Annotated in this window: 26 protein-coding genes; 7 read left to right on the top strand and 19 right to left on the bottom strand. The window is 68.4% G+C overall.

Going from position 1 to position 26,487, the window contains the following annotated elements:
- The first annotated feature begins 10 nt into the window (after window positions 1-10).
- Both NKG96_RS01400 and NKG96_RS01395 read left to right on the top strand, forming a co-directional pair.
- Complete coding sequence (locus NKG96_RS01400) at window positions 11-256, top strand: ferredoxin (RefSeq protein ID WP_254536680.1); 246 nt, start codon at window positions 11-13, stop codon at window positions 254-256.
- Window positions 257-271: 15 nt separating this feature from the next.
- Window positions 272-994 carry a lycopene cyclase domain-containing protein gene (locus NKG96_RS01395; RefSeq protein ID WP_254536679.1) on the top strand — a complete coding sequence of 241 codons (723 nt, stop codon included), beginning with the start codon at window positions 272-274 and terminating at the stop codon, window positions 992-994.
- Between the two features lie 63 nt (window positions 995-1,057).
- Here NKG96_RS01395 and mdh read toward each other — a convergent pair whose 3' ends face one another.
- Window positions 1,058-1,972, bottom strand: coding sequence for a malate dehydrogenase (gene mdh / locus NKG96_RS01390; RefSeq protein ID WP_254536678.1), 915 nt, complete (start codon window positions 1,970-1,972; stop codon window positions 1,058-1,060).
- A gap of 201 nt (window positions 1,973-2,173) precedes the next feature.
- On the opposite strand from mdh, the gene NKG96_RS01385 reads away from it, so the two are divergent.
- On the top strand, window positions 2,174-2,860 hold the full coding sequence (locus NKG96_RS01385; protein WP_254536677.1) for an Sjogren's syndrome/scleroderma autoantigen 1 family protein: 687 nt from the start codon (window positions 2,174-2,176) through the stop codon (window positions 2,858-2,860).
- Between the two features lie 40 nt (window positions 2,861-2,900).
- On the top strand, window positions 2,901-3,842 hold the full coding sequence (locus tag NKG96_RS01380) for an alpha/beta hydrolase (RefSeq protein ID WP_254536676.1): 942 nt from the start codon (window positions 2,901-2,903) through the stop codon (window positions 3,840-3,842).
- 1 nt (window position 3,843) lies between these two features.
- Here NKG96_RS01380 and NKG96_RS01375 read toward each other — a convergent pair whose 3' ends face one another.
- The 14 genes from NKG96_RS01375 to NKG96_RS01310 all read right to left on the bottom strand — a co-directional run bounded on the left by NKG96_RS01375 (window position 3,844) and on the right by NKG96_RS01310 (window position 21,262).
- On the bottom strand, window positions 3,844-4,800 hold the full coding sequence (locus NKG96_RS01375) for a phosphotransferase family protein (RefSeq protein WP_254536675.1): 957 nt from the start codon (window positions 4,798-4,800) through the stop codon (window positions 3,844-3,846).
- A gap of 68 nt (window positions 4,801-4,868) precedes the next feature.
- Window positions 4,869-7,394, bottom strand: coding sequence for a DEAD/DEAH box helicase (locus NKG96_RS01370; protein ID WP_254536674.1), 2,526 nt, complete (start codon window positions 7,392-7,394; stop codon window positions 4,869-4,871).
- A gap of 63 nt (window positions 7,395-7,457) precedes the next feature.
- A complete protein-coding gene (locus NKG96_RS01365) occupies window positions 7,458-8,669 on the bottom strand; it encodes a cation:proton antiporter (protein ID WP_254536673.1) in 1,212 nt (403 codons plus the stop codon).
- Window positions 8,670-9,152, bottom strand: a complete 483-nt coding sequence (locus NKG96_RS01360; protein ID WP_254536672.1) for a cation:proton antiporter regulatory subunit — start codon at window positions 9,150-9,152, stop codon at window positions 8,670-8,672.
- Between the two features lie 86 nt (window positions 9,153-9,238).
- Entirely contained in the window at window positions 9,239-9,802 is a 564-nt protein-coding gene (locus tag NKG96_RS01355) for a diacylglycerol/polyprenol kinase family protein (RefSeq protein ID WP_254536671.1), read from the bottom strand.
- Between the two features lies 1 nt (window position 9,803).
- The gene (gene glyS, locus NKG96_RS01350) at window positions 9,804-11,609 is read right to left on the bottom strand and encodes a glycine--tRNA ligase (protein ID WP_254536670.1); all 1,806 of its coding nucleotides are present in this window, start codon (window positions 11,607-11,609) and stop codon (window positions 9,804-9,806) included.
- Window positions 11,606-12,454 carry a CBS domain-containing protein gene (locus NKG96_RS01345; protein ID WP_254536669.1) on the bottom strand — a complete coding sequence of 283 codons (849 nt, stop codon included), beginning with the start codon at window positions 12,452-12,454 and terminating at the stop codon, window positions 11,606-11,608. The genes glyS and NKG96_RS01345 overlap by 4 nt, the downstream gene beginning before the upstream one ends.
- Before the next feature lie 136 nt (window positions 12,455-12,590).
- Complete coding sequence (locus tag NKG96_RS01340) at window positions 12,591-13,199, bottom strand: DUF7529 family protein (RefSeq protein ID WP_254536668.1); 609 nt, start codon at window positions 13,197-13,199, stop codon at window positions 12,591-12,593.
- A gap of 45 nt (window positions 13,200-13,244) precedes the next feature.
- Entirely contained in the window at window positions 13,245-13,703 is a 459-nt protein-coding gene (locus NKG96_RS01335; protein ID WP_254536667.1) for a DUF7555 family protein, read from the bottom strand.
- Window positions 13,703-15,250 (bottom strand): ABC transporter ATP-binding protein, encoded by a 1,548-nt coding sequence (locus NKG96_RS01330; protein ID WP_254536666.1) that lies wholly within the window; start codon window positions 15,248-15,250, stop codon window positions 13,703-13,705. The genes NKG96_RS01335 and NKG96_RS01330 overlap by 1 nt, the downstream gene beginning before the upstream one ends.
- A complete protein-coding gene (locus NKG96_RS01325) occupies window positions 15,243-16,643 on the bottom strand; it encodes an ABC transporter ATP-binding protein (RefSeq protein ID WP_368409267.1) in 1,401 nt (466 codons plus the stop codon). The genes NKG96_RS01330 and NKG96_RS01325 overlap by 8 nt, the downstream gene beginning before the upstream one ends.
- A complete protein-coding gene (locus tag NKG96_RS01320) occupies window positions 16,640-18,148 on the bottom strand; it encodes an ABC transporter permease (RefSeq protein WP_254536665.1) in 1,509 nt (502 codons plus the stop codon). The genes NKG96_RS01325 and NKG96_RS01320 overlap by 4 nt, the downstream gene beginning before the upstream one ends.
- 3 nt (window positions 18,149-18,151) lie before the next feature.
- Window positions 18,152-19,183, bottom strand: a complete 1,032-nt coding sequence (locus NKG96_RS01315) for an ABC transporter permease (RefSeq protein WP_254536664.1) — start codon at window positions 19,181-19,183, stop codon at window positions 18,152-18,154.
- Window positions 19,184-19,369: 186 nt separating this feature from the next.
- Window positions 19,370-21,262: an ABC transporter substrate-binding protein gene (locus NKG96_RS01310; RefSeq protein ID WP_254536663.1), complete on the bottom strand. Its 1,893-nt coding sequence runs from the start codon at window positions 21,260-21,262 to the stop codon at window positions 19,370-19,372.
- A gap of 238 nt (window positions 21,263-21,500) precedes the next feature.
- Between NKG96_RS01310 and NKG96_RS01305 the strand changes: the two genes are divergently transcribed.
- Window positions 21,501-21,662, top strand: a complete 162-nt coding sequence (locus NKG96_RS01305) for a DUF7556 family protein (RefSeq protein ID WP_254536662.1) — start codon at window positions 21,501-21,503, stop codon at window positions 21,660-21,662.
- Window positions 21,663-21,716: 54 nt separating this feature from the next.
- A complete protein-coding gene (locus tag NKG96_RS01300; protein WP_254536661.1) occupies window positions 21,717-22,388 on the top strand; it encodes a DUF502 domain-containing protein in 672 nt (223 codons plus the stop codon).
- 16 nt (window positions 22,389-22,404) lie between these two features.
- On the opposite strand, the gene NKG96_RS01295 is transcribed toward NKG96_RS01300, so the two are convergent.
- Both NKG96_RS01295 and NKG96_RS01290 read right to left on the bottom strand, forming a co-directional pair.
- Window positions 22,405-23,238 (bottom strand): proline dehydrogenase family protein, encoded by an 834-nt coding sequence (locus NKG96_RS01295; RefSeq protein ID WP_254536660.1) that lies wholly within the window; start codon window positions 23,236-23,238, stop codon window positions 22,405-22,407.
- 51 nt (window positions 23,239-23,289) lie between these two features.
- Window positions 23,290-23,430 carry a cytochrome P450 gene (locus NKG96_RS01290; RefSeq protein ID WP_254536659.1) on the bottom strand — a complete coding sequence of 47 codons (141 nt, stop codon included), beginning with the start codon at window positions 23,428-23,430 and terminating at the stop codon, window positions 23,290-23,292.
- 56 nt (window positions 23,431-23,486) lie between these two features.
- On the opposite strand from NKG96_RS01290, the gene NKG96_RS01285 reads away from it, so the two are divergent.
- On the top strand, window positions 23,487-24,026 hold the full coding sequence (locus tag NKG96_RS01285; RefSeq protein ID WP_254536658.1) for a CDP-2,3-bis-(O-geranylgeranyl)-sn-glycerol synthase: 540 nt from the start codon (window positions 23,487-23,489) through the stop codon (window positions 24,024-24,026).
- 72 nt (window positions 24,027-24,098) lie between these two features.
- Here NKG96_RS01285 and NKG96_RS01280 read toward each other — a convergent pair whose 3' ends face one another.
- Window positions 24,099-25,208: a hemolysin family protein gene (locus NKG96_RS01280; RefSeq protein ID WP_254536657.1), complete on the bottom strand. Its 1,110-nt coding sequence runs from the start codon at window positions 25,206-25,208 to the stop codon at window positions 24,099-24,101.
- A 151-nt stretch (window positions 25,209-25,359) separates the two neighbouring features.
- Window positions 25,360-26,481: an ORC1-type DNA replication protein gene (locus NKG96_RS01275; protein ID WP_254536656.1), complete on the bottom strand. Its 1,122-nt coding sequence runs from the start codon at window positions 26,479-26,481 to the stop codon at window positions 25,360-25,362.
- Window positions 26,482-26,487: the final 6 nt, after the last annotated feature.

Here is a 26,487-nt window from a genome sequence, read left to right as displayed (position 1 = left end):
AACCCCCGCCATGCGCATCGAGTTCGACCGCGACACCTGCATCGGCATGTACCAGTGTGTCGCCGAGTGGGACGCCTTCTCGAAGAACATGGACGAGGGGAAAGCCGACCTCGCCGAGAGTGAGGAAATCGAGGAGAAGGTCTTCTCGCGCGAGATTCCCGAGGACGCCGAACTGGACGCCAAGTTCGCCGCCCGCGTCTGTCCCGTCGACGCCATCCGCGTCTTCGACGACGACGGCGAGCAGATAATCCCGTAACCGGGACGCGCGGGCGTGACCCTCTCCTACCCGGCGTTCGTCGCCCTCTTCTTCGGTCTCCCCATCGCCGCCCTCGCCCTCACCGGCCCTCGAATCACCCGCACGCACCTCGGAGCCGTCGTCCTCCTCGCCGTCGTCACCGTCGTCTACGCCACGCCGTGGGACAACTACCTCGTCGCGCGGGGCGTCTGGACCTACGGCGAGGGGGTCGTCTGGCGCCGTCTGGGCTACACGCCCCTCTCGGAGTACGCCATCTTCGTCCTCCAGCCGCTCCTCATCGGACTGTGGTTCTACCGCGTCGTCCCCGCGGTGCGGGCGGACGTGGGCACCGCCCCGTTCCCCGCCCGGCCCGTGGGCGTCGGGTTCTGGTTCGCCCTCGCGTTCTTCGGGGGGGCGCTGCTCGCCCTCGATCCGGGTGCGGGCTACTACCTCGGCGCGACGCTCCTCTGGATTGCGCCGATGCTCGGTCTGGAGTGGGCCTTTGGCGGCCCCGCCCTCTGGTACTACCGCCGCGAACAACTGCTGGCAGTCGCCGTCCCCACCCTCTTCCTCTGGGCTGCCGACTGGGTCGCTCTCCACCTCGGGGTGTGGTCGGTCGCCCCCGCGTTGTCGACGGGCCTCGCCCCGTTCGGTCTCCCCGTCGAGGAGGCCCTGTTCTTCCTGCTGACCACGGTGCTGGTGGTTCACGGTCTCCTGCTGGTCGAGTGGGTGCGCGCCCGCGTCGCCGCGAGCGGGTAGGAAGAGGACGCCGTCGCTCACGAAGCGGGCGCGAAAGAAGCGGGTTCGCCGGGGAGAACGACCTTACGAGATTTTCGCGTACTGCTCGGAGAGCTTGTCGGCGGCCTCGTCCAGCAGTTCCTCCTCGTCTCCGGTGAGGTCCCACTCGACGACCTCCTCGACGCCGTTCGACCCGAGTTTGACGGGGACGCCGAGGCCCACGTCGTCCAGTCCGAACTCGCCGTCGAGGGCGATGCTCCCGGGGAGGACCTCGCCCGTGTCGCGCAGGACGGCCTCGACCATGTGGGCGACGCCCGTCGCGGGGCCCCACTCGGTCGCGCCCTTGCGCTCGATGACGTTCATCGCGGACTCCTGCAGGTCGCCGAGAATGCGCTCGCGTTCGTCGGCGGAGAACTCGGGGTCGCGGCCGTCGACGCGGACCTTCGAGAAGACGGGCACCTGCGCGTCGCCGTGCTCGCCGAGGATGGTCGCCTCAACGTTGCGGACGGGCACATCGAACTCCTGCGAGAGGACGTAGCGGAAGCGGGCGCTGTCGAGGCGGCCGCCGAAGCCGATGACCTTCTCGCGAGCGCGCTCGCCCGACTCGTAGAGGTGGCGATTCAGCAGATCCACCGGGTTCGAGGTGGTGATGGAGACGAAGTCGTCGTTGTGTTCGGCGAGCGACGAGCCGATGTCCTCCATGATGGGCGCGTTGTCGCCCGCGAGGTCGATTCGGGTCTGGCCGGGCTGGCGGGGGATGCCGGCCGTGATGACGACCACGTCCGAACCCGCGGTGTCCTCGTAGGTCCCCTGGTACACCTCGGTGTTCGAGTCGTAGGCGACGCCGTGGTTGGCGTCTGCGGCCTGCCCGACCGTCTCGTCTTCCTTGTCGGGGATGTCGACGAAGACGAGTTCGTCCGCGATGTCACGAAGCGCGATGTTGTACCCGGCCGCGGCACCGACCGTCCCGGCCGCACCGACGACGCTGACTTTTGCCATGTCACAACGGTCCCACGGATTCCGGTTAAGCGCTTCGAAACCCCCGCTTATCGCTGAATACGCCGCTTACCGATGGACGGCGGAGCCGGCCCCGCAGTGTCCGATGGTAGGAGACGCCGCTCGGACGATTCCACCGTTCGACCCCGCCGGGACCGTCGACGCGTCGCAGTTCTTTTCGCCCCGGACCGCCTTCGAGCGCACATGAGCGAGTTCGACAAGGAGGCCGAACGGGAGAAACTCCGCGAGCAGTTCGCGGAGGACGACCGCAAGCGCGAGACGACCCAGCGCATGAGCGAACTCCTCCTGAAGGGGGCGACGATGACGAACAAGCACTGCGACGACTGCGGCGACCCCATCTTCCGCTGGCAGGGCGAGGAGTTCTGTCCCACCTGCTCCGCCGCCGAGGGCACGCGCGTCAAGCAGGCCGCTCAGCAGGCCCAGCAGGCCGAGGAGAGCCAGCAGTCTCCGGACTCGGCCTCGGCCTCGGAGACACCCGAACAGGAGGGGTCCGTCGACGCGTCGAACGGCGCACCCCCCAACCCCGAGTCGGTCCCCGGCCACGCAGACGCACAGGTCGACGTCCAGCTGGGACCGGAGGAGGACGTGCCCGGCGAGGCGGCCACGGGGGGACAGGACGCCCCGTCGCCGACGGACCGCGCTTCCCCGGCCCCGCCGACGCGTGAACCCACCCCGCCGACCGCACCCGAACCCTCCGCCCCCGGCCAGTTCGCCGACCTCTCGGACGCCCGCGAGTCCCTCGGTCGGACCGTGACCCGCTTCGCCCGCGAGGCGGAGTCCGCGGACGATCTCGCGCGCGCCCGGGAGTACCTCACCGCGGTCGAAGATGCCGCCGACGCGCTGGCAGCGGTCCGCCGCGCCGAACGCTGACACACTCCACACTTTTCTCCCCCACCGCCGTGGTCGACACATGACCGACACCCCCAGCGACGCTCCCGGCGAGTCCGGCCGGACCGTCCACGCGGACGACGGCACGCGCCTGCGACTCCACCGCGCGACGCCCGAGGCCCCCTCCGGCGAGGCCGTCCTGTTCGTCCACGGCGCGACCTACCCCGGCCGGGCGGTGTTCGACCTCCCCGGCGCGTCGTGGCTGGACGCCTGCGCGGACGGGGGGAGGCCCGCCTACGCCCTCGACGTGAGGGGCTACGGCGACAGCGAGGCGCCACCCGAACTCGACGCGCCCGCCGGCGACAACCCGCCCGCGGTGCGGGGTGACGTCGCGGTGGGAGACGTCGCGTGCGCCCTCGACCACGTCGCCGCGCGCCACGACCGGGTCCACCTCGTCGGCTACTCGTGGGGGTCCATCCTCTGCGGTCGCCTGCTCGCCGAACGCTCGCCCGCGGTGGCCTCGCTCACGCAACTCGCCCCGGTCCACACCTTCCCCGAGGGTCGCCCGGACCTCGGGGGCGGCCTCGACGCCTACCGCGTCGTCTCGGAGGAACGGGTCCGCGAGCGCTGGGACGCCCACTTCGGCGACGCCGACCCCGCGACCCACCGCGAACCGGGTGTCGCCGGGACGTTCTGGGAGGTCCTTCTCGAGTCCGGGCAGGGAATCGATTCGGACGGAACGCCTTCGGTCCGCGCGCCGAACGGGACGCTCGTGGACCTCCGGGAAGCCGCGGAGGAGGGGCCGCGCTACGACGCGGGACGCATTACGACCCCCACGCTCGTCGTCCGGGGGTCGCTCGACGCGACGGCCACCCGGGCGGACGCCCTCGGCCTGTACGACGCACTGGGGGCGGCCGAGAAGGAGTACGCCGAACTCGCCGGCGGGTCGCACTTCCTCACCCTCGAACGACGCCGGGAGGCGCTGTTCGACTGCGTCGAGGCGTTCCACGCGCGCCAGGACTGACCTACCGAATCGCGGCCAGTCGGCGCTTCATCCCCGCCTCGACCCACTCGGCGAGTTCCCCCCGAGGCTCGTCGCGGAACTCGACCCAGTTGTCGAAGAACCCCGAGTAGCTGAGGAACCACACCGCCTCGTAGACGGGTCGTCGCGCCGCGAACCCCTCGGGGAGTCCACCGGCCACCTCGCGGTAGCCGTCGTAGAGCGCTCCCACGAGTTCCTCGGGGGCGTCCTCGCGCATCGCATCGAGTTGTTGGCGGCGCGTCCGGTAGAGGTCGCGCGCCGGGTCGCCGACGTGTGCCCGTTCCCAGTCCAGCAGGCCCACCTCACCGTCGGTGAGAAAGCAGTTCGGAATCGCGGGGTCGCCGTGACACAGCGTCGCCGGAGCCGGGGAGAGCAGGTCCCGGTTGGCCTCCACTGTCGCCACGACGGCGTCGTAGTGGCGGCCGAATCGCTCCGAGGGCGCGATGCGCCGCGCCTCCCGTATCTGTTCGACGAGGAGGTCTGGCCACGGTTTCCCGTTGAGTTCGAGTTCCTCCGAATTCCCCCCGACGACGCGGCCGTGGCCCTCGAAGCGCAGGCCGTGGACGCGCGCCAGCGTCCGTCCGACCGCCCGGGCGAGGGGGAGGCGCTCCGCCACGTCGCGGTCGTACCACGGTCCCAGCAGGCTCTCGCCCTCGACGGGCGCGGTGACGAGATACGGCACGCTCCCGTCGGGGTCACACGCTGGTACGGTTGGGACCGGTACCTCGGTGGTCGCCGCGACGTACGCCACGACGGCCCGTTCGCGGGCGAAGCGCGTCCCGTTGCCCGTCGTCGTCTTCAGGTAGACCGCCTCGCCGTCGACGAACTCGACTCTGACCGTTCGGTTCTCCTCGTTCCACGAGGGACCCGTCTCCTCGACCGTCTCCACCGCACGCCCCGGGAACGCCCCGTCGAGAGCCGCGGCGACCACGTCGTCCATGTCTCGGGGTGCGGCGGGGTCGGAAAGGGTCTTCGGGAGGCGTGTCTCGGACTGGCGCGCTCGGACGCCTACTCGTACTCGCTCCCGACGACTTCCCGGATGCGCTCGGCCGTGACCTGCCCGACGCCCTTCACCTCCAGGAGGTCCTCCTCGCGGGCGGTCATCACCGCCTCGACGGTGCGGAACTCTTCGAGGAGGGCGCGTGCGGTCACCGGCCCGATGTCCGCGATTGCGCTCACCACGTACTCCTGCTGTTCGGTGAGCGTCTTGGCGGCCTTCTCGCCGTGGACGTTCACCGAGCGCTTCGACTCTTCCTGTTCGCGCCGGGCGATGACCTCCAGCAGGTCCGCGGTGTCCTTCTGGTCGGTCGTCCGCAGCACCGAGGCCCCGAAGTCCACCGCGAGGGCGGAGATGGCCCCTCGGATGGCGTTGGGGTGGACGTTGCGCTCCTCGTAGAGGCGGTCGCCCTCGATGACGACGACGGGCCGCGAGTAGTGCCGCGCGGCGTCTTTCACCTGCTCGAACATCGAGCGGTCGCCGCCGGTGAGCGTATCGAGGAAGTCGGCGACGGACTTGCGCTCGACCACCACCCTGTCCGAGAGGACGTAGTCGCCCACTGCCAGCGTCTCCAGTCGCGTCTCGATGCCCTCGCGCGTCGAGAGGTCGCGCGCGATGGTCGCGTCGAGTTCGCGCTGGTCGGCGACGATCTCCACGGTGTCGCCGTCGCCGCGGGCCGTCTCGACGGTGCCCTCGGGTTCCTCGCCGCCGGCCTCGGACTCGGCGCCGGTCGTCTCCTCGTCCCCGTCGTCGGGTTCGTCGGGTGGTGCCGCGAAGGAGTCCAGCCCGGACTGGCCGTCGTGGGGTGCGGCCGCCGGTTCCTCGTCCGTGGCGCCGCCGTCCGCCTCCGCGTTCGCGGGCGTCCCGTCCTCGTCTCCTCCGGTTTCCTCGGGTGCCGCGCTCTCGAAGGCGTCGAGGCCTGCCTGTCCGAGTTCGGCGTTCACCTCGCCGGCCATCCCCTTCAGCGAGCGCAGTTCCTCCTCCATGCGCTTCTCCTCGCGCCGAGAGATCCAGAAGTACGCCTCGTCGCGCGTGTCCTCCGCGAGAAGGACGTGGACCTTCCCCTCGGTCTGCCGGCCGGTCCGACCCTTGCGCTGGATGGCGCGGATGCCCTTCGGGACGGGTTCGTAGAACAGCACGAGGTCCACCTCCGGGACGTCCAGTCCCTCCTCGGCGACGCTCGTGGAGACCAGCACCTCGAACTCGCCGGCCCGGAAGGCGTCGAGCGTCTCCTGTTGCTGTTTCTGGGTCATCCCGTCGGAACCCTCCTTGTCGCCCTGCCCGACGAACTTGCGCGTCTCGAAGTGCCCGCCGAAGAACTCGGTCAGCGTCTCGGCGGTGTCCCGGGACTCGGTGAACACGATGACGCGCTGACCGCCCTCGATACCCAGCGTCTGGGCGAGGAGGATGCGCGCCCGGCGGAACTTCGGGTGGAGGTCGTCGTAGGACTCTGCCCGCCGCATCGCCTCCTGGACGCGCGGGTCGGAGACGAACCGCTGGGCGGCCTTCGACGCGCCAGACGACCGGGCCGCGTTGCGCTGGCGCTCGAAGTACCGCCGGGTGGACTCGACGGACTGCGTCTCGACGAGTTCGACCGCCCGCCGGAGCTTCATTATCTCCGCGTGCGCGGACATCCCCTGATACCCCTCCGACTGGTCGGCGTTGATCATCCGCTGGAGTTCCGCGCGAATCTTGTTCAAATCGCGCTGGGACATGTCCGGGCTGGTGGAGTTCGTGACGCCCAGTCCCTTCAGCTTCTCCAGTCGGTCGGAGATGACCTCGTTCAGCGCGTCGCGTATCTCGATGACCTCCTCGGGCAGTTCGACGCGCTCCCACTCCACCTCCGTCTTGTGGGTGTACTCGCTCACGTCGGAGTCGTCCTCGGTCATCACCGCCACCTCGCGCAGACCGAGGTTCTCACAGACGGTGAGTATCTCCTCCTCGTCGCCGCCCGGTGAGGCGCTCATCCCGGTCACGAGGGGGTCGGCGGCGTCACCGGAACGCGGAGCGTTCCGGTTGCCCGGGGAGCGTCGCTCCCCGCAGTCGGCGTGGTAGCGCTCGGCGATGTAGTTGTACGCGTAGTCGCCCGTCGCCCGGTGGCACTCGTCGAAGGTGAGATGGGTGACGCCTTCGAGCGAGATGCGGTTGCCCACGAGGTCGTTCTCGACCACCTGCGGCGTGGCGACGACGACGCGCGCGGACTCCCACAGTTCGGCCCGGTCGTCGGGGCGGACCTCCCCGGTGAACACGACGATTTCGTCGTCGGGGACCGTCAGCGCCTCGCGGTAGAAGTCGGCGTGTTGCTGGACGAGCGGTTTCGTCGGCGCGAGCAGGAGCGACGTGCCGCCGGCCTCGTGGAGCCTGCGGGCGGTGACGAGCAGGCTCACCGCCGTCTTCCCCAGCCCCGTCGGGAGACAGACGAGCGTGTGCGTCCGGCAGGCCTCCTCGGCGAGTTCCAGCTGGTAGTTCCGCCGCTGGAGCATCCCCGGCGTGAGCAGTGGGCGGTCGATGGTCTCGCCCTCGCTGGTGGCCGCCATTTCACAGGAGTATCGCTCGATGCTGGTTAAGGGTTCGCGTATCGGGGTGAAAGTGAAGCGACCCTACGTCGCCTCCGTCCCCGCGTCGGCCTCCGTCACCCGGTCGGGGAGGAGCGCCGCGAGGCGGTCGGCGTAGCCCATCAGCGTCGTCCCGAGGACGCTCATCACGAGGACGTAGCCGACGGCGAACGCCGGAATGACCTCCGAGAGCACGGGCGTCCCCCCGGCGGTGACCAGCGCCGCGATGATGAGCGAGAACTCCCCGCGCGTGACCAGCCCCGCCCCGACGCGGACCGACCGGCGCGGGTCGAGGTCGTACAGCCGTCCTGCGAGGTAGCCCGTCGCGAACTTCGTCGGCGTGCTGACGACGACGGCGAGGGCGAGCAACCCGACGGTGCCGGCGACCAGCACGGGGTCGGTCGTGACGCCGATCCAGAAGAAGAAGACCGCCGCGAAGGTGTCCCGCAGCGGCGCGAGCAGGCGTTCGAGCTTCTCGACGTGGTCCGTACTCGAGAACCCCATCCCGACGAAGAAGGCCGCGACGGCCTCGCTGACGCCGAGTGCGAGCGCGATTCCGGCGACGAGCGTCGCGGCCGCAACCGCCCGGAGGACGAACGACTCGTTCGTGTCCACCCGGAGGTACCGGTCGAACAGCGTCCCGCCGTAGTACACCCCCATCAGCAAGATGAGCAGGAAGGCGGCCGCGATGCCGATGCCCCGGAGGGCGACCGACAGCTCCCCGCCACCGAGGACGATGGCCGAGAGGACCGCCAGATAGACGGCGATGGCGAGGTCCTCGAAGACGAGCGTCCCGAGCATCGGTTCGCTCTCGGGGTTGGCGATCCAGCCGAGATCGATGAGGCTCTTCGTGATGATGGCGCTGGAGGAGATGTAGATGACCCCGCCGAGGACGAACGCCTCGACGACCGACCACCCGACCGCCAGCCCCAGCAGGAACCCCGCAGAGAAGTTCACCACGAGGTCGAGCGCACCCGCTTTCAGCAGTCTGGGGCCGCTCTCCAGCAGGCGGTCGATGCTGAACTCGAGGCCGAGGAAGAACAGCAGGAAGACGATTCCCAGTTCGGCGAGGACGGTGACGAACTCGCTGTCGGGAATCGCCGGCAGGTCGAGTTCGCCCGCGACGTACGGGTTGACGAGGACGCCGGCGACGATGTAGAAGGGGATGACCGACTGGCCGAGGCGACGTGCGCTCGCCCCCGCCAGGGCGACGGCGGCGAACATCGCCCCGACGGTCAACAGGGACGTCTCCGCCATCTACTCCCCGTCCGCGATGTCGCCGAGCGCCCGGCAGGCCTCCTGGGACCCGATGACGACGAGGGTGTCGCCGGTTCGAATCTCCGTGTCTGCGCTGGGGTTCGTGATGGTCTCCTCCCCGCGCTGGATGGCGATGACGGACGCGCCCGTCCGCTGGCGGAGGTCGGCCCCCGCGAGCGTCTGTCCCACCAGCGGCGAGTCGTCCGGGACCTTCGTCCACTCGATGAGGGCGTCGTCGCTCAGCATCGTGTCGATGCTCTCGGTGCGGATGGGCTGGAAGTACGCCCCCTCGAGGATGGTCCCGATCTGCCGGGCGAGACGGTCCGAGAGCTCGAACAGGCGGTCCGCGTCCCCCTCGCCCTCCCGGAGGTACACCTCCCGCCTGCCCGTGTTGTGGATGACGATGACGAGTCGCGTATCCCCGTCGAGTTCGACCTCGAACTTCTTGCCGACCCCCGGCAGGTCGCTCTCGTAGACGCCCATACCGATGGACCGGGGCGAACGGGTAAAAACGTCACCTGTGCGTGAGTCACCGGGTGGGACGGACTGTCGCCCCGCCCGAGCGAGGGTCAGACCAGCAGGATACCGACGGTGATGCCGACGGCGGCGGCCGGCGGGATGGTGAGATTGTCGTCGACGACGTACCCGCGGACGACGGGTTTCACGCCGTCGGCCAAAGTCGCCGCCGCCGCCCCCAGTATCGCGGGTATCGTCGAGACGAACGCCAACGCGATGAGCAGGCAGACGCCGAACATCGCCAGCAGCGACGTCGCCTGCTTCATCGAGCGCAGTTCCCCCGACCCGAGCAGACCGCTTATCGGGTCGCCGACGGCGAGCATCAACATGCCCGGCGCGGCCACCGTCGGGACGAACAGCCACGAGACGGCGGCCATCGAGAGCATGTACAGCGCGTAGCCCGCGAGGTTCTCCTGTTCGTACTCGCGGGTCAACTTCGCGAAGATTCGCCAGTTCAGCCGCCCCGAGAGGCGGAGGGCTTCGAGGACGAGGGCGACGGCCGCGCCGCCGGTCCACACGACCTGGACGCCCCACCACGGGACGAGGTCGACGAACCACGCGAGCGGGACCACTGCCCCCGTCACGTGGACGAGTCGCCGTTCGACCTCCGGGTGCACGTTACCCCTCTGTGACCTCGTCGAACGGTGCGCCGGCGCGGAGGGCGGCGATTCGCTCGGGGAGGTCGGCGACCGGGACGCGCACCTGCTCGGTCGAGTCGCGGTCCCGCAGCGTCACGGTGTCCTCCTCCAGCGACTCGTAGTCGACGGTGACGCAGTACGGCGTCCCGATCTCGTCCTGCCGGCGGTAGCGCCGACCGATGGCACCCGAGTCGTCGTAGGCGACCGTGAGGCCCGCCGCCCGCAGGGTCTCCGCGATGTCGCGGGCCGCGTCGTCGAGGCCGTCTTTCGACATCAGGGGGAAGACGCCGACGGTGGTCGGGGCGAGTTCCGCCGGGAGTTCGAGGTAGGTGCGCGGTTCGCCGTCGACCTCGTCCTCGCGGTAGGCGTGGTCGAGGACCGTATAGAGGAGGCGGCCGACGCCGAAGGAGGGTTCGACGACGTGCGGCGTGATGTGCTCGCCCGACTCGGTGACCTCGCGGACCGCGAAGCCGGTCTTCTCGACGGGTATCGAGTACGCCTCGCCGTCGACCTCCACGACGACCTCCTCGCCGTCGAACGCCGAGCGGTCCTCGGCGGCGAGACTCGCCAGTTCCTCGGCGATGTCGGCGGCCGCGCCGCCGAACTCGGGACCGAGGTAGCTCATGTCCGGGTCGACGGTGGCGCGCTCGACGGAAATCGGCTCGTCGTACTGCCGGAAGACGGTGAAGTCGTCGTCGGCGTGGGCGGCGTGCTTCGAGAGGTCGTAGTCGCTCCGGTAGGCGAAACCGGTCACCTCGACCCAGTTGCCGCCGAGTTCGGCCTCGGCGTCCCAGCAGTCGCTCGCGTAGTGAGCGAGTTCGCCCGGGAGGTGCTGGCGGAACCGGAAGCGGTCCATGTCCACGCCGATGCGCTCGTACCAGCCGAGCGAGAGACCGAGATAGAACGCCACCCAGTCGCTCGTGATGACGTTCTCGTCGACGGCCTCGCGGACGGTCAGGTACTCGATGCCGCCCTCCTCGTCTCGCGGCTCGTCGCCGCTCGACTGTTCCGCGGAACTCCGTTCCGCGCTCGCCTCCTGGTCGGCGGCCGAGTACAGCGGGAGTTCCACGTCCTCGACGCGGTGCAGGGGCGGTTCGTCCGTCTCGGGGTCCACGAAGTGCTCTAACTCCGCTTGCGTGAACTCCCGGACGCGGATGAGCGCCCTTCGGGGCGAAATCTCGTTGCGGTAGGCCTCGCCGATCTGCGCCACGCCGAACGGGAGCTTGCCGCGGGCGTATTCCTTCAGGCGCGGGAACTCCACGAAGATGCCCTGTGCCGTCTCCGGGCGGAGGTAGCCCGGCGCGGAGGAACCGGGGCCGATGTTCGTGCCGAACATGAGGTTGAACTCCGAGACGGGCACGTCCGCGAGTTCCGCGCCGCAGGAGGGACAGACGAGGTCGTTCTCGGCGATGATGGCCTCGACCTCGGCGATGGGGAGACTCTCTGCCTCCTCGATGCCCGTCTCGTCCTCGACGAGGTGGTCCGCGCGGTGGCTCTCGCCGCACTCCGGGCACTCGATGATCATGTCGTCGAAGCCGTCGAGGTGGCCCGACGCCTCGAAGACGGCTTCGGGCATGACCGTCGGCGCGTCGATCTCCATGTGGCCCTCACGGGTGACGTAGCGGTCGCGCCACGCGTCCTCGAGGTTGCGCTTGAGCGAGGCGCCCTGCGGGCCGTAGACGTAGAAGCCGGCGACGCCGCCGTAGGACTCGCTGGCCTGGAAGAAGAAGCCCCGGCGCTTGGCGAGCTCCGCGAGGCGTTCGCCGTCGCTCTCGCTGCCGGTCATAGCGCCTTCAGGAGGTCCATGTCGCGGACGACGCCGACGAGGTCGCCGCCGTTCATCAGGGGGACCTGTTCGATGTCGTTCGACAGCAGGAGGCGGGCCACGTCGTAGGCCGTCTTCGTCCGCGAGACGGTCACGAGGTCGTCGCTCATGAACTCCCTGACGGTCCCTTCGGGAAAGATGACGTTGCGCGTCGGGACGTGGCGGTTGCCGACGGCCTTGATGCCCTCCCACATCCACTCGTCGTCCTCGTTGGCGATGGACTCGCCCGTGTCGTCCTCGCCCTCGACGACCTCCGCCACCTCGATGAGGTCGGCGTCGGTGAGGATGCCCGCCACCTCCCGCTCGTCGTCGATGACGATGCCGTAGGGGACGTTCGCCAGCGAGAGCTGGCGTTCGGCGACGCCCAGTGGCGTGCCTGTGTACAGCGTGTTGATGCTGCGCGTCGCGAGGTCGCCCACGGACGTCTCACCGTCGGCGTCGCCCGAGGCGATGGCCCGGACCACGTCGGTGATGGTGACGATGCCAGCGAGGGCGTCGCCGTCGACGACCGGAACGCGCCGGGCGTCGTGCTCGCGCATCAGGGCCGCGAGGTCGTCGAGCGACGCGTCCGCGGCCGTCGTCGGGCCCTCGTCGACGAGCAGTGCCAACTGGTCCTCGTCGGGGTTGTCGATGAGCGCTTCCCGCGAGACGAGGCCCCGGAAGACCTCCTCGCCGTCTTCCTCTTTCACGACGGCGACCGAGGAGAACTCGCCCGCACGGAGGTACTCCAGGGCGTCGTCGCGCGTACCGGGCAACGACACCGTCACGACCTCCTCGCGCGGCGTCATGGCGTCTGCGACGTTCATACCCATTCGACTCCGCGCGCCTACAAAGGCCTTACACATCTGCGTTCATCCCCCGCACGGTCGCCCGAACCGGCGCGAACCTCCGGGGGACGCCGACCGCGCCGCGGACGTCTCGTCCGACGCCCCGCCTGGCGAGTCAGTCCTCGTCCGGCGTCTCGCCCTCGACGAGGCCGAGGCGCTGGCGTGCGTTGGGGAAGAACAGCTCCCAGTCGTCGTGGTAGAAGCTTCCGACGGGCGTCTCGTCGAGCGTCTGGATGTGGGTGTACATCTCGCCACGCTCCAGTGCGGCCTTCATCAGCGGCGGGGCGTGACGCAGTTCGTACGACCCGGCGACCAGCAGCGCCGTCTTCGAGTCGTCGTCGTACAGCGCCGTCACCTGAAAGGCGTTGCCGCTCGACTCGTTACGGAACACCTCGTACCGGCCGAACGCGTCGAGTTCGCGCGGCTCGTCGGTGTCGAGGTCGTCCACGTCAACGTCCGCCGCCGCGGCGATGGCCCGGCGCACCTCGCGGGCGTAGTTGTCGGGGACGACGTACACGAGGCCGAAGCGCCCCGAGCGGCCCACGTCTGGCGGTTCGGGGGCGGTGTGGTCGGCACCAACCGTCGTCACCGACCAGCCGTCCGCTTCCAGTTCCTCGCCCATCGCCCGCATCTCGCCGATGGTCGCCTGCCACGCGCCCTTCAGCACGTCGGCGTTACTGGCGATCTCGTCGGCGTAGTCGCGGTCGCCACCTGTCTCGGGCATGGCCGGACGTGGGCGATAGACCCGGTAAAATCTGTTGCTCGGCCCCTAGCTCGCGCCGGGCACCGCGACGCCGAACACCCGCTCCATGACGAACGAGACGGCGAGGACGAGCACGCTCGCCAGAAACAGCTTCAGTGCGTCGGACACCCGCTCGTCCGGCGAGAGGCGGTATCGCGCGGGAATCGCCCCCTGCACGGCCGCCTGGAACCCCGACTCCTCGCCGCTGTCGGTCGGCAGGAGGTTCCGCGCGTCGCTGTACGGCGCGGTCGGCCGGAGCTTCAGCGTCGCCACGCCGAACAGCAGGATGCCCACGACGAACAGGCCGTACTTGACGCCGTTGAGCCCCGCGCCGAGCGCGAGGCTGAGGACGCCGACGACGGCGGCGACGGTCAGCGTCACCGCGACGGCGTATCCGAGCGCGTCCACCGCCTGTCGCCCGCGCCGGGAGGGCCGCTCGACCGCCCCGAACTCGCGTGCGTACTGGCCGCGCTCGTCGTCGTCCATCAGTGGATGAGGCGCTCGAACTCCGGTTCGGGCTCCTCGTACTCGTCGAGGTGCCGGTGACAGTAGCTCGTCCGCCCGGAGTCGCTCACGGGGTGGTGTTCGGGTTTGTCGGTGTCACAGACGCTTCCGAAGGCCTCGCGCATCCGGTCGCGGGCGGCCGCCTCGTCGCCCGACCGGACGGACTCGACGGCGTCCTCGACCGGTCGCCGGACCTCCTCGGGCATCTCGACGCCGTCGAACACCTCGTGGCGCACCTCGTCGATGTCCGAGAAGCGCGTCTCCATGCCGAGGACCGCCTTCGCGCGCTCCGTGACGCTCTTCTCCGCGCGCTCGCGCTCCCGGAGGATCTCTCGGAGCAGTTCGACGCGCTCCCACACCTCGTCGTCGAGGTGCTCGTACTCCGCGGGGCGGATCTTCACCGGACAGCGCGTGCTGAACGGACAGCCCTGGGGCGGGTCCCGCGGGCTCGGCGGCGTCCCCCGCAGGGTCACCCGGTCCTTCTCGGTTGTCGGGTCCGTCTCCGGGATGGCCGACAGCAGCGAGTAGGTGTAGGGGTTCTTCGGGTTCTCGAAGAGTTCCTCGGTGTCGCCGATCTCCATGATGTGGCCGAGGTACATCACCGCGACCCGGTCACAGATGTGCCGGACCACCGAGAGGTCGTGGGCGATGAACAGGTACGTGAGGCCGAACTCGTCTTGCAGGTCGCCCAGCAGGTTGAGGATCTTCGCCTGCACGGAGACGTCCAGCGCGGAGACGGGTTCGTCGAGCACGACGAACTCCGGTTCGAGCGCCAGCGCGCGGGCGATGCCGATGCGCTGGCGCTGGCCGCCCGAGAACTGGTGGGGGTAGCGGAAGTAGTGCTCCTCGCGGAGCCCCACCGTCGTCAGGAGTTCGCGGACGCGCGCACGCCGGAGGCGCTTCTTGGAGACGGACACCTCCACGTCCACGGTGACGGTGTCGCTGCTCTCGCGGACCGTCGCGCTCACGCGGTCGTCCTCCATCGGTATCCCCTCGCGGACGCGCGCCTCGCCGGTCCCCGCGTCGACCGTGATGTCGGGTTCGCGGTCGTCGGGCGCGTAGACGCCGTCGCCGGTCACCTCGATGTCCTTCGAGGTCCCCACGACGCCGACGTCGAGTTGCGGCCACTCGTGGACGTCGAGTGGCTCCTGGATGATCTCGCCGACCGTCATCCGGTCGTTCAGGCTCGACTCGGGGTCCTGAAAGACGATCTGTGCGTCGCGCCGCCAGCGCTTGAGTTCCTTCCCGCTGAAGGTGGTGATGTCCCGCCCGTCGAACAGCACCTCGCCGTCGGTGGCGCGTTCGAGGCGGACGAGCGTCCGCCCGAGGGTCGTCTTCCCACACCCGGACTCGCCGACGAGACCAAGCGTCTCGCCGCGTTCGATCTGGAAGTCGACGCCGTCGACGGCCTTCACCGGCCGGGAGGTGACGAGGCCACCGCCCTCGTAGTACGTCTTCAGTCCGTTGACCTCGACGAGTACGTCGCGCTGGGTCTGTCGCTGTTCCTGTAACACTCCTTCGTTACTCATCGTCGTTCACCTCGCTGCTGCCCCGACCGTTGCCACCGACGGTGCCCGTCCCCACGGTCGCCGTCTCCCCACCCTTCTGTCGGTGGAAGGCGACGGCGTCCTCGCGGGTCATGTCCTCCGGGTAGAGGAGGCAGGCCGCGGTGTGGTCGGCCTCCGTCTCGCTCACGTCCACGTTGACCGGGTGGACGGCTTCGCAGGCGTCGAACGCCTCCGGACAGCGCGGGGCGAACCGACAGTACGTCGGTTTCTCGTTCGGCGTCGGCACGTCGCCCGTGATGGTCCGCAGGCGCTCCTTCCCGACGTTCCGACTCGGGATGGACTCCAACAGCCCCTGCGTGTAGGGGTGCTTCGGGTTCTCGAACAGGACGTCGACCGGCGCGCTCTCGACGAGTTCGCCGGCGTACATCACGTTCACCCGGTCTGCGATCTCGGCGATGACGCCCATATCGTGGGTGATGAACATGATGGACAGGCCGCGTTCCTCCTGAATCTCCTCCAGAAGCTCCAGAATCTGGGCCTGAATCGTCACGTCCAGTGCGGTGGTCGGCTCGTCGCAGATGAGCAGTTCCGGCTGGCAGGCCAGCGCCATCGCGATGACCGCCCGCTGGCGCATCCCGCCGGAGAACTGGTGGGGGTACTCGTCGATGCGGCGGCGGGCGTCCGGGATGGAGACGGCCTCCAGCAGGCGGATGGCCTCGTCGGTGGCCGCCTTGCCCGTCAGCCCCTGGTGGAGGCGGATGGCCTCCTTGATCTGGTTCCCGACGGTGTACACCGGGTTCAGCGAGGTCAGCGGGTCCTGGAAGATCATCGCGATGCCGCTGCCGCGCATCCGTCGGAGGCCCTCCTTCGGCATGTTCGTCACCTCGACGTAGCTGTCGTCGCCGTCGCGGACGACGAACGCCTTCTCGCTGGTGATGCCGAGTCGGGTGGTGTAGCCACCCTCCACGAGGTCGCGCATGTCGACGTGTCCCTCGCGAACCAGCCCTTCGGCGGTGGCGTCCTCGTGGCGGCCGTCGGTCAGTTCGCCGGCGGTGACGCCCTCGTCGAACAGGCGCTGGACGAGGTCGACGGTGTCGTGTCGCTCGCGGAGGTCCGCCACGTCCACGGTTCGCTTGGGGTACTGCGCGGCGAGGCGGTCGACGGTCTCGGCGTGCCGGAAGCGGATAGACCCGCCCATGACGCGACCCGGCGACTCGATGAGGCCCATGATGGACCGGGCGGTGACGGACTTGCCCGACCCGGACTCGCCGACGATGCCGACGGTCTCGCCCTCGTGGATGTCGTAGCTGATGTCGTCGACCGCGCGGATGGTCTCCTTGTCCGTGAAGAACGTCGTCCGGAGGTTCTCCACGGCGAGGACCGGTTCCTCGGTCCGGTTCATCTGGAAGCTCATCCGCCACCCCCTGCGGCGGCGGCCTCGGTAGCCGCCTCGCCGCCCTCGCTCTGTGGGTCGATGGCGTCGCGGATGCCGTCACCCATGGCGTTGAACGCGGTCACGACGAGGACCACGAGGACGCCCGGGATGAATGCGATGTGCCACGACTGCGTGACGACGTAGCTCCGGCCGTCTGCGACTGCCCGGCCCCACTCGGGGGTCGGCGGGTTGATGCCGATGCCGAGGAACGTCAGCGCGGACGTCGTGATGATGATGCCGCCGATGGTCAGCGACCCGTAGACGAGCAGGTAGCCGAGGATGTACGGCAGCATGTGCTTGCGCATCGTCCGGTCGGCCCGCTGGCCGTACGACCGGGCGGCGTCGACCCACTCCTGTTCGGAGACCTGGAAGGCGGGACCACGGACGGCGCGCCACAGCGCCGGCCAGCCGATGGCCCCGAAGACGAGTGCGATGAGCAACCCCCCGTTGTAGAAGTCCGCGATCCAGTGGTCGTTGAACACCACGGACATCAGGATGAGCAACAGGATGGCCGGGATGGCCTGGATGGAGTCGCTCACGACCACCACCGCGAGGTCGGCCAGCCCCTTGTAGTAGGCCGTGATGAGGCCGAACGACGCGGCGAGGAAGCCACTGATGGCGATGGCCGTGAGGCCGATGAACAGCGAGACGCGCGCGCCGTAGGCCATGAAGGTGAACAGGTCACCGCCCGGGTTCGGCATCGTGCCGAACGGGTGGAACCGGCCGAACTCGTCGTACTCCATCGGCCCCGTGTTGAGTTCGGGGTTGGTCCCGCCTCGGGAGGCCGACTGGAGGTTCGCGTCGCCGACGGTCGTCTCCTTCAGCTCACCCGCCTCTTCGTCGAAGTACTGTACCTGGTTGCCGTACGGGCTGAGGACGTCCTCCTCGTAGGTCGTCGGCGACACCGTCGGCGCGAACAGCGCGAGGCCGACGAACAGGACGACGACGACGAGACCGAACTGCCCCCAGCGGTGGTTGCGCATCCGGCGCACCACGTCGTCGCGGGGCGTCCAGTCGGCGTGTCGGTAGTGGTCGACGAACACGCGGTAGCCGTACCAGAGCCAGTAGAGGAACACGAAGATGTACGCGTAGACGAGGAACACGCGGAGACCCCACGCGAACGCGGGGGGCAGCCCGAGGAAGGTCCCCTCCCACGGGCCGTTCGCACTCGTCTGGTAGCCCTGATTTGGGATGAGTTCCCGTGAGAGCAGCGTCGGCAGCGCCTGTGCGACGTCCCGTGCGCTCGCGAGGAACGCGCTGACCTCGGCACCGACCCCCGGGAGGACCGGGCTGGTGGCCAGGTGGGCGACGTTGACGACGACGCTCGCCGCGAGCGTCACGAGGTCGACGAGGACAGTCGCCAGCGCGCCGAACTCGGCCAGCAACAACAGCGCGAACCCGGCGGTCCACACGATGGCGGGTCGGGGGTTCGCCTGAACGCGCTGGCGAAGCGGTACTTCGTCGGGGTGATGTCGTTCGCTCATTGGTCACTCGTACCCGATTCGGGGGTCGATGATGGTGTACAGGAAGTCCTGCAGAATGTTCACGGCCAGCGTAAAGAGGACGAAGATGAAGATGAGCGACCCTGCGAGCGGGAGGTCACCCTGCAGCGCCGCGTCGAAGAACAGCTTCCCCATCCCGTTGATGCCGAAGACGGACTCGACGATGACCGCCCCGCCGAGGAGGATGAACGCCTCGGCGGTGATGATGGGGACCAGCGGGATGAGCGCGTTCCGGAAGACGTGCTTCCAGACGATGATACGCTCGGGGAGGCCCTTCGCGCGGGCCGTCTCCACGTAGTTCGAGTTGATGGTCTCCAAGATGGCCGTCCGCCCGATGCGCATCTCGTTGCCCATCGAGGCCGACCCGAGGACGAGGGCGGCCGGGAGAATCTGCTTGATGGCGACCAGCAGGTTCTCGGGGTTGGAGAGGTCGTTCAGCGGCGGTGCGGTGATGACGTTGACCTCGATGCCGAGCCACGTCGTCCAGTCGAAGAGCCCGTTGGTCAACTGGTTGGACTGGACGAGGACGGCGATGAGGATGATGCCGATCCAGAAGTTCGGCATCGCTCGCCAGACGATACCGCCGAAGGAGGCGGTGTAGTCCGAGAGCGTGTTGGGGTTTAGCCCCGCGTAGAACCCCAGCGGGATGCCGACGAGGATGGCCACGAGCACCGACCAGAAGCCGAGCCAGACGGTCGCAGGGGCACGACTGGCGATGAGTTCCTGAACCGAGGTCCCCCGGCTGATGACCCACGACTGGCCGAGGTCGAACGTCAGCAGGTTCGTCATGAAGTCGATGTACTGCTGCCAGAGAGGGATGAGGTTCCCCTGGGCGTCTCTGATGCCGATGCTCTTGGCGACGGCGAGGCGGTACTGCGGGTCGTTCTGTGTCCCCACGATGGCCGACACCGGGTCCGTCGGGCCGACGCGGATGATGAGGAACGCGATGGACATCGAGAACAGCAGGACGGGGATGGCGAGCACCAGCCGTCGGAGGAAGTAACTCCAGCGGCTCATGGCTCCCCACCGTCCGGCTGCCGACGGCTCCCCGCGGCGTGCGAAGGCCCGTCGTCGCTGTAAGTGGTTGTCATGGTAGGCTTGTCGCTCTGTTTTTCGTTGCGGCAATTATCACTTTCGTATCCGCCCTGCGGAACGTGCACACGGCGCGTGCAAAAACGGTCGCTGTGTCGACGCGCTGTCGACTTAGCTGCTGTTCGAGCCGTTGGGGTTCGGCGGCGTACCGCTGACCGTGCCGCGAGCGCTCTGTTCCTTCCAGAAGGTGTTGTACTTCTGACGGGACGGGCCCATCGCACCGAACTTGGGTGCGTGCATGTAGGAGTACATGAAGCGCTCGGTCGCACCGTGGAAGGCGTTGACGAGGACGACGTCCTCCCAGTTCGCCTCCTCCATCTTGATGTACGCCTCGTTGCGGGCCTGCTGGGCCTCGTCGGTCGGCTGTGGGTTGTTCTGGATGGTCTTCCAGGCTTCCGTCGCCTTCTGGGACGCCGCCGTCGGCTCGTCGCGACCCCAGTTGGTGTACGTCAGCACACCCGTCTTGCCGGTGTGGGTGTTCGGGGGGTAGATGAGCTGCAGGAAGTTGTCCGGCGCCGGCCAGTCGGCGATCCAGCCGAGGGTGTACGCCTCGAGGTCACCCTTCTGACCGCGCTCGAGCAACGTTGCGAACTTCGCCTGCTCGATGCTCATGTCGACGTGGGCCTGCCCGAGCTGCTGGCTGAGGATCTGGGCGATCTCGCTCCAGACCTGCGACTCGTAGTGCGTGAAGTTCAGGCTGAACGTGTTGTCGGGGCCGTAGCCGGCCTCCTCCATCACGCGGGTCGCCTCGTCGATCTGCGACTCCTTCCCGTAGGGGTAGGCGTCGCTGACGTGCGAGTCGTACTCCTGGCCAGGGTTCGCGCCGGGGTAGATGAGCGGCGGCGTGAGGTGGTAGGCGGGCTGCTGGCGGTCCTTGAAGACCTGCGAGGAGAGCTGCTGTTGGTTGGTCACGTACGCGACGGCCTGCCGGACGGCCTTGGGGACCTTCGCGGTGTTGAACGCGAAGTAGAACGTCGAGACCTCGGGTACCTTCAGGTACTCGACGGTCTCGCCGTTGGCCTGCAGGGGACCGTACTCGCCGATGGTGCGGCCCTTCTCGTCCTTCGAGGTGTTCGTGACCTTACTCGGGGAGTACTTCGCGGTCGGGATGCCGAACGTGTCGACGTTCTTCTCCATCGCGTACTGGAAGGCTGCCTCGTCGTCCTCGATGACCTGCCAGTGGACCTTGTCGACGTAGGCCGTCTGGCCGTGGTAGTCGTCGTAGCGCTCGGCGTCCGCCGAGATACCTTTGTTCCAGTTGACGAACTGGAACGGACCGGCACCGATGGGTGCCTTCTGTGCGAACTCGGTGTAGGCGCTGCTCGGGTCGCCGCTCTCCGTCGTCTCGTTCCCGATGCCGCCGGCTACAGAGTCGACGGGGTGCGCCGCGAACGACGAGTACGCGAGCATCTGGAGCGTCGAGGCGAACGCCTCGTTGAGGTTGATGACGAGTGTCGTCTCGTTTTGGGCCTCGACGCCGAGCGTGTCGGGCTTGTAGTTGCCCTGGTCGTCCGTCTCGTGGACGACGCCCAGCGAGTCGAGGATGAAGTACGACCGTACCGAGTGTGGCGAGCGTGCCAGCCGCTCGAAGGAGTACTTGAAGTCCGACGCGGTGACCTTGTCGCCGTTGTGGAACGTCGCGTCCTTGAGCGTGAACGTGTACTGCTTGAAGTCCTCGCTGCGCTCGTAGCCCTTCGCGAGCAGTTCGGTGACGTTCGTCTCCCCGTTGGGGTAGTTCATCAGGCCGTCGAAGAGCTGCTGGACGATCTGACCCGACGCCGTGTCGCCGGCCGCGACGGGGTCGAACGTGGTGATCGTCGAGTTGAGCTTCCGGTAGGTACCACCCTTCTGGGGCTCGCCGCTCCCGTTGCCCGAACCGTTGCCACCACCGCTGCCGTCGCCGTCGCCGCCGAACCCGAGGCAGCCGGCCAGCGCTGCGGCCCCCGCCGCACCACCGGTCGCCTGCAGGAACCGACGCCGCGAATGTCCGCTACTGTCTGTCATTCCAACCCTCCATTTTTGATGGTTGTTGATAAAACTGCCGTTGTGCCGCTGAATGAGCCACGATACTCCCGTTTCTCGATTTCTCTCCCACTATTGCGTGACATACGTCCACACACATCACTCATCGTCCTACTTGGACTAAAGGTCACGCAAAGGTGAAACAGCGATTTCACCGACCGGCCGGAACGGTTCTTCCGTTCCGACACGTTTATAGTGGGGTGTTAGTAAGTGTCACAGTATGGCCCCAGACTCGGCCACGACGACGAGCGCCGACTCGGAGTGTGAGGTGATGGCCGCGGTCGAACGGGACGAGCGACTCGTCATCGCCGACGTCTGTCGCGACGACGCGTGGCTCACGACGCCGCTGGCCGACGCGGTCACGCTCGAATCCCACCGCTAGCCCGCGACCCCCGAGTGCGAAAGCTGATTACCGGCTAGCGTTTTCACCCTCCCAATGGCCCCGTCCGGCACCTGGAAGCGTGACTTCGCCAGTGGGCTCATCGTCCTCGGCCCCATCCTCGTCACGCTCTACATCCTCTGGTGGCTGTTCGACAAACTCAGCAGCTTCGGCATCATCGAACTCTGGGACCGGGACGCGGGTAACGTCCCCGTGTACGCCCCCATCGTCGAGGTGGGCCTCCTCCTCGCCATCCTCCTCTTGCTCATCCTCTCCATCGGCTACCTCATGCGGACGGCCTTCGGGGACGTCGTCGAGAGCGGCATCGACGGGACGATGAACCGACTACCGGGCCTGCGCGTCGTCTACAACGCCTCGAAGATGGCCGTCGAGACGGCCGTCGCCGGCCCCGAGGAACTCCAGACTCCCGTGAAACTCATGACGTGGAACGGCCTCCGGATGACGGCGTTCAAGACCGGCAAGGTGACCGACGACGGCCGCGACGTCCTCTTTCTCCCCACCGCACCCAACATCACCACCGGGTTCGTCATCGAGGTGGAACCGGAGGACTACACGGTGACCGACGAGACGGTCGAGGACGCCCTCACGCGCATCCTCTCGGCCGGGTTCGGCGACAACAAGGGGAGCGGCATCCCCATCAACGTGACCGAGGAGTCGGGCGCGGGCGACCCGGTGCGCGCCGGCGGGACCTCGAAGGACGGCCGCTGAGGGTTCGCGCGGGCGCTCAGACGCCCGCGACCGCACGCAGCGCGAACGTCAGGTTCTCCTTTCGCTCCATGACGCGCCGCGAGAAGTACGACATCCACTTGCCGCCGTAGGGGACGTACTGGTACACCTCGTAGTCCCGCGCCAGTTCGACCTGCGCGTCCTCGCGGACGCCCATGAGCATCTGTATCTCGAAGTCGGTCCCGTGGTCCCGGTGCAGGTCGATGGCGTGGTCGATCATCGCCGGGTCGTGGCTCCCCACGGCTACGCCGCCGTCGTGCTCTCGGAAGAGGTACTCCAGGTACTCCCGGTAGGCCTCGTTGACCCGCGTGCGGTCCCGGTAGCCCGCGCCCTTCGGCGGCTGGTAGGCCCCCTTCACGAGTCGGAGTTTCCCCGGCAGGTCGGTGAGGCGTTCGAGGTCCTCGCGGGTGCGCTCCAGGTTCGCCTGCACGCACAGCCCCATCGTGGGGTACTCGCGGTTCAGGTCCTCGTAGACGTCGAGGGTCGTGTCGACGGTGTCCGGGTCCTCCATGTCCATCCACACGCGGACGTCCTCCTCCCGGGCCGCGTCGACGATGTCGGCCATGTTCTCGCGCAGGACGTCCTCGCTCACCCCGAGGCCGACCTGCGAGGGCTTGACCGAGACGCAGGCCCCCAGGTCGGTACCGCTGACGTCGCGGACGAGTTGCTGGTAGACCGCCGCGTCGTCGTCCGCGGGGTCGCGCTCGCGGTAGTGTTCGCCGAGCAGGTTGATGATGCTCTTGACGCCCCGCTGACGGAGCTGCCGGGCGTGTTCGAGCACCTCCGCGGGACTCTCCCCCGCGACGAACTTGCTTGCTACCGGCGGAATCATGCTCGCGAATACTGCCGGATGGCACTTGATTGCTCCCTTTTCCGGCCCGTTTCACCGCGTGTGGACCCGCATCTCGACAGGTTCGGTCGGTCGCGTCGTGAGGCTGGCCGACAGGTCGAGGGGCGGTTCGGTGACGAGTTCGAGGTGGACCGTCCGCAGCACCGTCGCCAGCACGAGGCGCGCTTCGAGCATGGCCGTCCCCCGGTTCCATCGGCAGGGTTTACTGTCACCCCGATGAGCACGCAGGTATGCTCCGTACCGTCGTCGCCGCGTTCTGGGCGATGCTTCCGGCGTACGTCCCGAACAACGCCGCGGTCCTCTTCGGCGGCGGCCCGACCATCGACGGCGGGCGGACCCTCGGCGGCCGTCGCCTCCTCGGGGACGGCAAGACCTGGCGCGGCACCGCCGCCGGCATCCTCTCCGGGACGCTCCTCGCCCTCGTCCTCAACCGCCTCGCCCCCCGCATCGAAGGTCGGCTGGGCTGCACGCTCCCCCGATTCTCCCCGCGTGCGGCCCTCGCGCTCCCCGCGGGGGCCATGCTCGGCGACATCGCCGCCTCCTTCCTCAAGCGCCGCACGGGCCGCCAGCGCGGCGCGATGGTTCCCGGCCTCGACCAGTTGGACTTCGTCGCCGGGGCGCTCTGGGTCGCCTCGACCGCGGCGCCGCGCTGGTTCGCCCGGACGTTCACCCGCCGGACCGTCGCCGCCGTCCTCGTCATGACCCCCGCGCTCCACGTCGGCACCAACGTCGTCGCCTACCTCGTCGGCCTGAAGGACGAACCCTGGTGACCCGCCCGACCCACGAGCGGGCGTTCGCGTGCGACACGACCGAGTAGTGCGGCCTCCTCGCCGAACCCCGATTCAGTCGGTGGAGGGCGTGCCGCCCCCCGTCCCGGTCCCGGTCCCGCTGGTGTCGCCCTCGCTGTCGAGGGGGTCCTCCAGTTCGCCCATGACGGCCTCCATGGCGTCGGTGGCGGTGAGGAGGCCGACGACCTCGCCGTCCGAGAGCACAAGCGCGAGTTCCTGCTGCTCGGCCTGGAACAGGTCGATGGCGTCGCTGACGGTGGTCTCGTCCGACAGCGTCAGGGGTGGTGCGGCGAGGTCCCCGAACGTCGCCTCGCCGCTGTTCAGCTCCTCCATGTGGTTGACGATGGTCGGGACGTAGACGACGCCCTCGAAGTCGTCGACGGAGTCGCCGACCAGCGGGAAGCGGGTGTGGGGCGTGTCCTGAACGACGTCGAGGTTCGTCTGGACGTCCGCGCGCGTCGACAGCGCCGCGATGTCCTCGCGGTCGACCATCACGTCGTGGACGGTGAGGCGGTCGATGTCGAGGGCGGCCTGAATCTCCTCCTGTCGGTCTTCGGGGACGCCCCCCTCCTCTAACATCTCGTCTAGGTTCCGCCGGAGGTCAGCCCGCGACTCGATGACGTCCGCCTCCGCTTCCAGCCACGCACCCGTCATCTCGATGCCGAACAGGCGCAGGGTGCCCTTCGCGACCCAGTCGCCGAACGTGATGAGCGGCGAGATGAGCACGTAGAACCAGTACAGCGGCGTCGCGCCGTACCGGCAGACCATCCGCGAGCGCTCGACGCCGAGGTACGTCGGTGCCTGCTCGCCGTGGGTCAGGTGGACCAGGTTGATGATGAAGTAGGCGATGAGCGCGCCCGCACCGACGCTCGCGAGCGCGGTTCCGCCGAACAGCGGCTCGAAGATGGCCGCCAGCGCCGGCTCCGCGACGATACCGACCGCGATGCTCGACGCCGTGATTCCGACCTGACAGGTCGTCAGGTACAGTTCGAGGTCGTTCGTCATTTCCCAGGCCCGTTCGAGGCGCGGGTTGCCGTCGACGAACTCCTCCTCGGTGAACTGACGAGCGCGCGTCAACGCGAACTCGATGGCGACGAAGAAGCCGTTCGCGAGGATGAGCAAGACGCCGACGAACAGGCGAAGACCGATTTCTGCTGCGTTCATCTGTGTCTGTACGTAACCGCCTCACCCAGCACATTAGAAACCGCAGGGCTACCTATCGAAATTTTTATACTATCGACTGACACGAACCACGTCGACGAGCCCTCCTCAACGTGACCCGCCACCGAGGCGAGCGCGCTCGATCCGCCGCGCCTCACTCCAGCCGTTCGAGCACCGCCGAGGCGTCGTACGCCAGCGAGAGTTCCCGCGAGCGCCCGCGCCCCTCGACGCTGGTGTAGGTGGCCTCGATGAGGCCCAGCTGGTCCAGCTTGTTGATGAGTTCGGAGTAGCGCGTGTAGCCCAGCCCCGTCTCGGCCTCGAACGCCTCGTAGACGTCGCCTGCGCGCTCGCCGTCGTGGGCGGCGATGACGCGCACCAGCGCGATTTCGGAGTCCGAGAGGCCCTGCAGGTGTCGCGAGAGGTGGACGTACTTCGACTTGTCGTAGGCCGTCTCGACGTCCTCCAGTTCGACGGTCCGTGAGGCGCGCATCTCGGCTGTCAGCCCCGCCCGCCGGAGGAGGTCGATGCCCACCCGGAGGTCGCCGCCCGTCTCGGCGGTCAGTTCGGCGACCCGTTCGACCACGTCCGGCGCGGCGACGTTCTCGCGGAAGCCGCGCTCGACGCGTTCGCGGAGGATGTCCGCGATTTCGGGTTCGTCGTACCGGGGGAAGTACACCTCCTCGGGGCGGAAGACGGACTGGACGCGCGTGTCCAGTTCGTCGACGATGTCGAGGTTCAGGTCCGAGGAGATGAGGATGACGCCGATCTTCGCGCCCGAGTGCGCCTCGTGCGCCCGGAGAAGCGAGTAGAGGGTGTCGGACGCCTCCCCTTCGTAGAACAGGTAGTTCACGTCGTCGAGCGCCACCACGAGCACCTCGTCGTCCTCGACCAGTCGGTCGGTGATCTGCCCGAAGAGCTTCTTGAACGAGATACCGCTCGTGGGCGGTTCGTACTCGAACATCTCCTCGAACAGCCGTGAGAACACGGCGTACCGGGTGGAGTCGACCTGGCAGTTCACCTGCGCGACGTTCACGTCCGAGACGGTCCGCAACTCGCCGAAGAGCTTCTGGACCGCCGTGGTCTTTCCCGTCCCCGGCGGGCCGCGGGCCATCACGTTCAGGGGCCGAGAGCCCCGGACCGCGGGACGCAGCGCGTACTTCAGGCTCTGCATCTGCTCGTCCCGGTGGCGGAACGTCTCGGGGAGGTAGTCGATCTCGAAGACGTGCTCGTCGCGGAAGACGGACTCGTCCCACGACAGCATCTCGTCGTCGGCCATCACTTT

It is taken from the genome of Halomarina litorea, from assembly GCF_024227715.1.
In the GTDB taxonomy this organism is placed as follows: Archaea; Halobacteriota; Halobacteria; order Halobacteriales; family Haloarculaceae; genus Halomarina; species Halomarina litorea.
The sequence above is the reverse complement of the archived record's forward strand: the minus strand, read 5'-3'. Positions and strand labels throughout refer to the sequence as shown.